The sequence below is a fragment of the Undibacterium sp. SXout20W genome, from assembly GCF_049340285.1.
Lineage (GTDB): Bacteria > Pseudomonadota > Gammaproteobacteria > Burkholderiales > Burkholderiaceae_D > Undibacterium.
Window position 1 is genome coordinate 1 of sequence record NZ_JBMPPH010000094.1, and the last position, 2,119, is coordinate 2,119.

The window sequence follows — 2,119 nt, forward strand, 5'->3', positions numbered from 1 at the left end:
TGAGATGTGTGTAGTTCATTATGCAATTTCGACTGGCCGGTCAAAAAGGCACAAATGCTATCGCATCTTGCCCTCATTAACCGGTACCGTTCATAAATTGCACTTCATCCTAGAATTCGCCCAATTTGATTTCTTTTTGATTCCCAAAAAAAGATTTATTTTCAACAATTTTTATTCAAAATATGGAGGTGTGACTATTTATGTTTGAATCAAATTTGCGTTAATTTTTTTTAATTTTTTCGTTCGAATTACAAAAAAAATTGGCAGTGAAACATCAATGCCGCACAATAGAGAACGGATGTTATGGATTTCAAAATACCCGATGCGACTACTCCATTGGCTGGAGAAAAATGAGGCTTGAAAGATGAGGCGCATCTAAAAGACTGGTTCAAATACGAAGTCTTGCCTTTTGAGCCTTCTCTTATGCGGATGTTGCGTAAGCATTGGGGCACTGACGACGAATTGAGTGATATCAGGCAAGATGTTTATATCAAAATCTATCTCTATGTGATGCAGCATGGGACACCTGACGTCACGAAAGCCTTACTGTTCACCATTGCACGTAATACTTTAATTGACCGATTTCGGAGGACACAAATTGTATCCATCGTTAGTGTTTCCAATTTGGAAGATCTCGACTATGGCTCGAATGATTTGGATCCTGAGCGCATCACAAGTGCAATTGAAGAATTAAAGATATTACAAATAGCATTAGATGATCTTCCGACTAGGTGTCGTCAAGTTGTAACGTTACGAAAATTGGAAGGTTTATCTTTGCGAGAAATTGCACAAGAAATGAAAATTGCTGACGGAACAGTAGAAAAACACCTGACGTTAGGATTGCGAGCTTTAGCAAACTCTTTATTTTCACAAGGCGTTGATATCTTGCTTAGCCAAAAAGTGAGAAACAAACGCAAAGAGGAAACTGAGTCATGAATAATGCAGAGCTCATCGAAGCAATGGCTTCCGAATGGATGATTCGTCGAGAAAAAGAGACTTGGACATATAAAGAGCAAATTGAATTGGACTCTTGGCTCAACCTTGATATCGCGCATCGATTGGCATTTTGGCGTTTAGAGGCAGCGTGGGAGCGGACTAATCAAATCAAATCACTGAAAGCGGAAACGTTTGAAATGGCGGATTTTGCAATATCTCCCAAGTCAAAAAAATCTTATATCTGGAAAAATATTTCATTACAGGCATTAACGCTTTGTGGATTTATTGCAATGCTTGTCAGTGGCCTTTGGCTATGGCAGCACGATGAACCCAAAATTGAACAATATTCAGTGGCCATTGGTTCACGAAAAACCGTTTTATTAAAAGATGGTTCTCGTTTGACTTTGAATGCGAATACGACGCTGCGCAGTCGAATGAGTAACGACCAACGACAAATTTGGTTAGACAAAGGTGAAGCTTATTTTGATGTTACACATGAACTTAATCGTCCATTTATCATCAAGGCCGGCAAATCAGTTATTACGGATATCGGCACTCAATTCATCGTAAGAAATGAAAATGGCACAGTAAAAATTAATGTGATTTCAGGACAAGTAAAAGTAGTTCCCAACGAAGCAGAGCAAGAAGCGAAACAGTCCCCTCAATTCTTGGGACGCAATGATGAGATGATCCTGGACGACAATTCTTTTGTTCGTCGCACCAACACAGATACCGATACTGAGGCGCTTTTAAACTTACAAAAGGGAATTATCAACCTTCAGGGGCAACCTCTTTCCAAGATAGTGAGTGAGTTTAATCGTTATAACCGACGTCAATTTGTATTAGATAAATCAGTGACCAATTTACGTCTTGATGGAAGTCTGGATATCAATAATATCGATGGCTTGGTGCTTTGCATGAATAAAACCTTGGGCTTAAAAGTGCACATTAATGGCGACCTGATTGAGGTTTCTAAATGACGTTGAATTTCCGGCACGAGCAAATTGGCGACGATGAAAAAAATTTTTAAAAGGCATTTACAACTTAATGAACAATCCGCGAGTTCAACTATGAAGTGCAACTGAAGATAAATGGTTAAAGGTGGGAAGATGCAGTAGCATCCGGCCTTCCAGACCTCCAAGTCAAAGTTGCCCGAAATGACATACACACATCTTACCCAAGA

At 39.4% G+C, this 2,119-nt stretch carries 2 protein-coding genes; both read left to right on the forward strand.

Annotated elements, in window-relative coordinates:
* Nucleotides 1-357: 357 nt before the first annotated feature.
* Nucleotides 358-936, forward strand: a complete 579-nt coding sequence (locus tag ACO0K1_RS20050) for an RNA polymerase sigma factor (protein WP_423028951.1) — start codon at nt 358-360, stop codon at nt 934-936.
* Nucleotides 933-1,916 (forward strand): FecR family protein, encoded by a 984-nt coding sequence (locus ACO0K1_RS20055; RefSeq protein WP_423028953.1) that lies wholly within the window; start codon nt 933-935, stop codon nt 1,914-1,916. The genes ACO0K1_RS20050 and ACO0K1_RS20055 overlap by 4 nt, the downstream gene beginning before the upstream one ends.
* Nucleotides 1,917-2,119 lie beyond the last annotated feature (203 nt).